Origin of the sequence: Escherichia sp. WS568 (genome assembly GCF_046486085.1) — a bacterium.
Lineage (GTDB): Bacteria > Pseudomonadota > Gammaproteobacteria > Enterobacterales > Enterobacteriaceae > Escherichia > Escherichia coli.
The window spans coordinates 1-6,437 of record NZ_JBJQMC010000046.1 but is presented as its reverse complement, the minus strand read 5'-3'; the positions used below and the strand labels follow the sequence as shown (position 1 = coordinate 6,437).

Sequence of the window (6,437 nt, the reverse complement as noted above, 5' to 3'; positions counted from 1 at the left end):
TTTATTATGGTGATCCCCTGGGCGAAATGCGCCTGGTAAGCAGAGTTTTTGAAATGTAAGGCCTTTGAATAAGACAAAAGGCTGCCTCATCGCTAACTTTGCAACAGTGCCGCGCGACGAGCAGCAGCACCAGGAGCAGAAGCACGTCGAGAAAAAGCAACAGCAGATCGAGCAGCGCCCACGGCGGGCCGCTCGCATCGGATAAGTCGAAAAATCCGGCTAAAGTGGCCGAGCTGCACATCAGGCCGCGCGGTTTTCCTCCCTGATCGCCGGCGCGGTTTCTTCCTCCCTGAACCGCATGCAGACTTGCCGCCTCGGACACCCCGAGGCGGTTTTTTTTCGCCTCGCTCGAGCATCGCCGCATCCGACGATGCCGAGACGACCAGGCCGCGCACGTCGAGCTGCAGCATCGCCATTGCCGACGATGGCACCAGGTCGCCGGCGGTGGCCACCGACCTCGAGCTCGCATCGCCACATCCGACGATGCGCGCCGGCGTCGACCATCGCCAGGTCTGACGATGGCGGCCGCCCTGCCCTGGATCTCGCATCGCCATTTCTGGCGATGAGATCCACGGAGCGGCCATTTAGACCCGCCAATAACGACCCGGCCAAGATAAATCGCATGACGGCCTTTTTGGCCGGGGGTAGCATGACCGGACACTTTGCGTATGCCCAAAGGAGCCCGCAAGTATGCGCAGGACGAAGCCAGTAGCCGCGCCGATGGTGGCGCGGGTCTATCTGCGCGTCAGCACCGACGCGCAGGACTTGGAACGCCAAGAGGCGATCACTACGGCCGCGAAGGCCGCCGGCTACTACGTCGCCGGCATCTACCGTGAGAAGGCATCCGGCGCACGCGCCGACCGGCCTGAGCTGCTGCGCATGATCGGCGACCTACAGCCCGGCGAGGTGGTCATTGCCGAGAAGATCGACCGCATCAGCCGCCTACCTTTGCCCGAGGCCGAGCGCCTGGTGGCCTCGATACAGGCCAAAGGCGCACGCCTGGCCGTCCCTGGCGTGGTCGATCTATCCGACCTGGCGGCCGAGGCCCAGGGCGTCGCCAAGATCGTGCTGGAAGCCGTGCAGATCATGCTTTTTCGCCTGGCCTTGCAGATGGCCCGCGACGACTACGAGGACAGGCGCGAACGCCAGCGCCAAGGCATTGAGTTGGCCCGCCAGGCCGGGCGGTACAAGGGCCGCCGTGCTGATCCGAAGCGCCGCGCCCAAGTTGTCGCGCTGCGCAAGTCCGGCTACAGCATCAACAAGACCGCCGAGCTGGCCGGGTACAGTGCGGCCCAGGTGAAACGGATATGGGCCGAGGTCAGCCAGGCCGAAGCGAAGCAGCACGGCGCGTTCGTGGAGGACGCATTGACGGAAGCCGATGCCCTGGCCGCTGTCGGCCAGGATGAGCGCCAGGAGGAAAGGGCATGAAGAAGCCGAACCAAGACGACGAGCCGTTTTTCATCACCGAGGAGATTGCGGCCGAAATGATCGCCGGCGGCTATGAGTTCGAGCTGCCGCCCATTCCTTGCACCATCCGCCTACGCGACGTGCTGGAGCGCATGACCGATGCTGAGCTAGCATTGCAGCCGGGCGAGATCGCCGACCAGGAGCGTGAACGCTGCCGGCGCAAGCCGTGTTCAACCTCATGATCTGGTCATGGTATTTTTCATGGCACTGAGCCTGATAGTTCTTGCAAATTGTTGTCACTAAAGGGTTTTGTGTGCTTGTTTACAATCGAGTGGGAGTGACGGGCACTGGCTGGCAATGTCTAGCAACGGCAGGCATTTCGGCTGAGGGTAAAAGAACTTTCCGCTAAGCGATAGACTGTATGTAAACACAGTATTGCAAGGACGCGGAACATGCCTCATGTGGCGGCCAGGACGGCCAGCCGGGATCGGGATACTGGTCGTTACCAGAGCCACCGACCCGAGCAAACCCTTCTCTATCAGATCGTTGACGAGTATTACCCGGCATTCGCTGCGCTTATGGCAGAGCAGGGAAAGGAATTGCCGGGCTATGTGCAACGGGAATTTGAAGAATTTCTCCAATGCGGGCGGCTGGAGCATGGCTTTCTACGGGTTCGCTGCGAGTCTTGCCACGCCGAGCACCTGGTCGCTTTCAGCTGTAAGCGTCGCGGTTTCTGCCCGAGCTGTGGGGCGCGGCGGATGGCCGAAAGTGCCGCCTTGCTGGTTGATGAAGTACTGCCTGAACAACCCATGCGTCAGTGGGTGTTGAGCTTCCCGTTTCAGCTGCGTTTCCTGTTTGCCAGCCGGCCCGAGATCATGGGGTGGGTGCTGGGCATCGTTTACCGCGTCATTGCCACGCACCTGGTCAAGAAAGCGGGCCATACCCACCAAGTGGCCAAGACGGGCGCGGTCACCCTGATCCAGCGTTTTGGATCGGCGCTCAATCTGAATGTTCACTTCCACATGCTGTTTCTCGACGGTGTGTATGTCGAGCAATCCCACGGCTCAGCGCGTTTCCGCTGGGTCAAGGCGCCGACCAGCCCAGAGCTCACCCAGCTGACGCACACCATCGCCCACCGGGTGGGTCGCTATCTGGAACGGCAAGGCCTGCTGGAACGGGATGTCGAAAACAGCTATCTGGCCTCGGATGCGGTGGATGACGACCCGATGACACCCCTGCTGGGGCACTCGATCACTTACCGTATCGCTGTCGGTTCACAGGCGGGGCGAAAGGTGTTCACTTTGCAAACTCTGCCGACCAGTGGTGATCCGTTCGGTGACGGGATTGGCAAGGTAGCCGGGTCCAGCCTGCACGCCGGCGTGGCGGCCAGGGCCGATGAACGCAAGAAGCTCGAACGGCTGTGCCGGTACATCAGCCGCCCGGCGGTATCCGAGAAGCGGCTGTCGTTAACACGAGGCGGCAACGTGCGCTACCAGCTCAAGACGCCGTACCGGGACGGCACCACGCACGTCATTTTCGAACCATTGGATTTCATTGCAAGGCTGGCCGCCCTGGTACCGAAGCCCAGAGTCAACCTAACCCGCTTCCACGGGGTGTTCGCACCCAACAGTCGGCACCGGGCGTTGGTCACGCCGGCAAAACGGGGCAGGGGCAACAAGGTCAGGGTGGCTGATGAACCGGCAACACCAGCACAACGGCGAGCGTCGATGACATGGGCGCAACGGCTCAAGCGTGTTTTCAATATCGACATCGAGACCTGCAGCGGCTGCGGCGGCGCCATGAAAGTCATCGCCTGCATTGAAGACCCTATAGTGATCAAGCAGATCCTTGATCACCTGAAGCACAAAGCCGAAACCAGCGGGACCAGGGCGTTACCCGAAAGCCGGGCGCCACCGGCTGAGCTGCTCCTGGGTCTGTTTGACTGACGAGCCTGAAGGCCAACGATACCAATCAAAATGCTGCGTTCACAGCGCCGCGGCAGGGATCCGCCGTGCTGGTTGTCGGAAAAGGAGCCGCTAGTGGGAAAGAGGAGGGTAAATTTTCAGCGTTGCTGGCTCCCCGTCAGCCGGATTGGGTTGCATCGCAGGGGTGTCGAAAGAGTCAACTGCGGTCCAAAGCTGTTGGACTTGGGTGAAAAGGGCGTTTATTCTTCCTATACGTGCCGCGTTCCAGGCGGCGACTATGAGGGCTATGTCGATGCCCATGTGCGCCGGCTGGAGGCGCTACGCCGGGCCGGTATCGTCGAGCGGATCGACGCCGACCAATGGCGCATCCCCGATGATCTGGTCAGCCGTGCCGCCGCCCATGACGCCGGCCGAGACAGTCAGGCCAGCGTTCGCGTCCTTTCCCCGGTCGATCTGAACAAACAGATCGGATCGGACGGCGCGACCTGGCTGGACCGGCGGCTGATCCACGGCGAGACGGCCGACCTTGCGCCAACCGGCTTCGGGCAACAAGTCCGCGAAGCCATGGACCAGCGCCGCGAGCACCATATCGAACAGGGCGACGCCACCCGCAGCCGGGACAGCCGCGTCTTCTACCGGCGCAACCTTCTCGCCATCCTGCGGGAGCGCGAGGTAGCCGGCGTCGGATCGGATATGGCTTTGAGTAAGGGCCTGCCGTTCCGCGCCGCCACGGACGGCGAGAGCGTCAGCGGCAAGTTTACCGGAACCGTGCATCTATCGAGCGGCAAGTTCGCCGTGGTCGAGAAATCCCATGAGTTCACCCTTGTCCCGTGGCGGCCGATCATCGACCGCCAACTCGGCCGCGAGGTTATGGGCATCGTGCAGGGCGGGTCGGTGTCGTGGCAGTTAGGGCGGCAGAGGGGGCTGGAACGCTGAGTGCGCCCATGCCGCATTGCGAAGCAAAAGATAATCGGATAAAATGTAGCAATTCATATTCGTAAGCGTGGAGTAATCAGATGGGAAATTCCAAGTCAGCAGACAAGTAAGCCGCAACAACCAGTATTGTTGTTGCGGCGCTCTGTAAGGCTAGTCTCATCTGATTGCTGACGAGCAGACGTCGCCCGGTATTCCTTAATCGAGGGTTGATTCGTCATGACCACCACACGCCCCGCGTGGGCCTATACGCTGCCGGCAGCACTGCTGCTGATGGCTCCTTTCGACATCCTCGCTTCACTGGCGATGGATATTTATCTCCCTGTCGTTCCAGCGATGCCCGGCATCCTGAACACGACGCCCGCTATGATCCAACTCACGTTGAGCCTCTATATGGTGATGCTCGGCGTGGGCCAGGTGATTTTTGGTCCGCTCTCAGACAGAATCGGGCGACGGCCAATTCTACTTGCGGGCGCAACGGCTTTCGTCATTGCGTCTCTGGGAGCAGCTTGGTCTTCAACTGCACCGGCCTTTGTCGCTTTCCGTCTACTTCAAGCAGTGGGCGCGTCGGCCATGCTGGTGGCGACGTTCGCGACGGTTCGCGACGTTTATGCCAACCGTCCTGAGGGTGTCGTCATCTACGGCCTTTTCAGTTCGGTGCTGGCGTTCGTGCCTGCGCTCGGCCCTATCGCCGGAGCATTGATCGGCGAGTTCTTGGGATGGCAGGCGATATTCATTACTTTGGCTATACTGGCGATGCTCGCACTCCTAAATGCGGGTTTCAGGTGGCACGAAACCCGCCCTCTGGATCAAGTCAAGACGCGCCGATCTGTCTTGCCGATCTTCGCGAGTCCGGCTTTTTGGGTTTACACTGTCGGCTTTAGCGCCGGTATGGGCACCTACTTCGTCTTCTTCTCGACGGCTCCCCGTGTGCTCATAGGCCAAGCGGAATATTCCGAGATCGGATTCAGCTTTGCCTTCGCCACTGTCGCGCTTGTAATGATCGTGACAACCCGTTTCGCGAAGTCCTTTGTCGCCAGATGGGGCATCGCAGGATGCGTGGCGCGTGGGATGGCGTTGCTTGTTTGCGGAGCGGTCCTGTTGGGGATCGGCGAACTTTACGGCTCGCCGTCATTCCTCACCTTCATCCTACCGATGTGGGTTGTCGCGGTCGGTATTGTCTTCACGGTGTCCGTTACCGCGAACGGCGCTTTGGCAGAGTTCGACGACATCGCGGGATCAGCGGTCGCGTTCTACTTCTGCGTTCAAAGCCTGATAGTCAGCATTGTCGGGACATTGGCGGTGGCACTTTTAAACCGTGACACAGCGTGGCCCGTGATCTGTTACGCCACGGCGATGGCGGTACTGGTTTCGTTGGGGCTGGTGCTCCTTCGGCTCCGTGGGGCTGCCACCGAGAAGTCGCCAGTCGTCTAACCGACGACTGGTAGCAGGCCCGCTCCGATGCGGCGCACTAACCATCGAAACCTCGTGAATGTCGGTATCCTGTCTGGCAGGATACCGCTCATTTCCCTTGTTCAGTTCATCGCCGTCGCCGAGCATCTGAATTTTCGGCATGCGGCCAAGGCACTTGGTATCAGCCAGTCGAGCGTCAGCGCGCGTGTGAAAGCGCTGGAGGATAACCTTGGTGTCCTGCTATTTGAGCGCCATGCGCGGGGCGTTCGGCTAACAGACGCAGGCAGGCACTTCATGGAGCGTGTCACGGCGGGTGTCGATCAACTCGATCACGCAGTGAAGACCGCGGAGTGACGGGCACTGGCTGGCAATGTCTAGCAACGGCAGGCATTTCGGCTGAGGGTAAAAGAACTTTCCGCTAAGCGATAGACTGTATGTAAACACAGTATTGCAAGGACGCGGAACATGCCTCATGTGGCGGCCAGGACGGCCAGCCGGGATCGGGATACTGGTCGTTACCAGAGCCACCGACCCGAGCAAACCCTTCTCTATCAGATCGTTGACGAGTATTACCCGGCATTCGCTGCGCTTATGGCAGAGCAGGGAAAGGAATTGCCGGGCTATGTGCAACGGGAATTTGAAGAATTTCTCCAAAGCCCGCGACGCAGCGCCGGCAGGCAGAGCAAGTAGAGGGCAGCGCCTGCAATCCATGCCCACCCGTTCCACGTTGTTATAGAAGCCGCATAGATCGCCGTGAAG

At 60.4% G+C, this 6,437-nt stretch carries 7 protein-coding genes and 2 pseudogenes; 8 read left to right on the top strand and 1 reads right to left on the bottom strand.

The features are described from left to right. Positions 1-64: 64 nt before the first annotated feature. From ACJHWR_RS24820 to ACJHWR_RS24785, 8 genes and pseudogenes are all read left to right on the top strand, one after another. Positions 65-205, top strand: a complete 141-nt coding sequence (locus ACJHWR_RS24820; protein ID WP_001044210.1) for a hypothetical protein — start codon at positions 65-67, stop codon at positions 203-205. 485 nt (positions 206-690) lie between these two features. Beyond that, positions 691-1,428 carry a recombinase family protein gene (locus ACJHWR_RS24815; protein WP_001366550.1) on the top strand — a complete coding sequence of 246 codons (738 nt, stop codon included), beginning with the start codon at positions 691-693 and terminating at the stop codon, positions 1,426-1,428. Beyond that, on the top strand, positions 1,425-1,649 hold the full coding sequence (locus ACJHWR_RS24810) for a hypothetical protein (RefSeq protein ID WP_000743213.1): 225 nt from the start codon (positions 1,425-1,427) through the stop codon (positions 1,647-1,649). The genes ACJHWR_RS24815 and ACJHWR_RS24810 overlap by 4 nt, the downstream gene beginning before the upstream one ends. A gap of 210 nt (positions 1,650-1,859) precedes the next feature. Continuing rightward, positions 1,860-3,353, top strand: a complete 1,494-nt coding sequence (locus ACJHWR_RS24805) for an IS91-like element ISVsa3 family transposase (RefSeq protein WP_001120888.1) — start codon at positions 1,860-1,862, stop codon at positions 3,351-3,353. A gap of 30 nt (positions 3,354-3,383) precedes the next feature. Then, a complete protein-coding gene (locus tag ACJHWR_RS24800) occupies positions 3,384-4,268 on the top strand; it encodes a DUF3363 domain-containing protein (RefSeq protein WP_001447541.1) in 885 nt (294 codons plus the stop codon). Positions 4,269-4,484: 216 nt separating this feature from the next. After that, positions 4,485-5,699: a chloramphenicol/florfenicol efflux MFS transporter FloR gene (gene floR / locus ACJHWR_RS24795; RefSeq protein WP_065311137.1), complete on the top strand. Its 1,215-nt coding sequence runs from the start codon at positions 4,485-4,487 to the stop codon at positions 5,697-5,699. A 27-nt stretch (positions 5,700-5,726) separates the two neighbouring features. After that, entirely contained in the window at positions 5,727-6,032 is a 306-nt protein-coding gene (locus ACJHWR_RS24790) for a LysR family transcriptional regulator (protein WP_001255015.1), read from the top strand. Between the two features lie 111 nt (positions 6,033-6,143). Further along, positions 6,144-6,353, top strand: a pseudogene (locus tag ACJHWR_RS24785) (IS91 family transposase); the annotation flags it as partial. On the opposite strand, the pseudogene ACJHWR_RS24780 reads toward ACJHWR_RS24785, so the two are convergent. Then, a pseudogene (locus tag ACJHWR_RS24780) lies at positions 6,299-6,437 on the bottom strand (tetracycline resistance MFS efflux pump); the annotation flags it as partial. The pseudogenes ACJHWR_RS24785 and ACJHWR_RS24780 overlap by 55 nt on opposite strands.

Excerpts from the sequence above, each read along its gene's own strand:
- ACJHWR_RS24815 (WP_001366550.1), top strand. The coding sequence starts at position 691 with ATGCGCAGGACGAAGCCAGTAGCCGCGCCGATGGTGGCGCGGGTCTAT.
- ACJHWR_RS24810 (WP_000743213.1), top strand. The coding sequence starts at position 1,425 with ATGAAGAAGCCGAACCAAGACGACGAGCCGTTTTTCATCACCGAGGAG.
- ACJHWR_RS24805 (WP_001120888.1), top strand. The coding sequence starts at position 1,860 with ATGCCTCATGTGGCGGCCAGGACGGCCAGCCGGGATCGGGATACTGGT.
- ACJHWR_RS24800 (WP_001447541.1), top strand. The coding sequence starts at position 3,384 with ATGCTGCGTTCACAGCGCCGCGGCAGGGATCCGCCGTGCTGGTTGTCG.
- floR (WP_065311137.1), top strand. The coding sequence starts at position 4,485 with ATGACCACCACACGCCCCGCGTGGGCCTATACGCTGCCGGCAGCACTG.
- ACJHWR_RS24790 (WP_001255015.1), top strand. The coding sequence starts at position 5,727 with ATGCGGCGCACTAACCATCGAAACCTCGTGAATGTCGGTATCCTGTCT.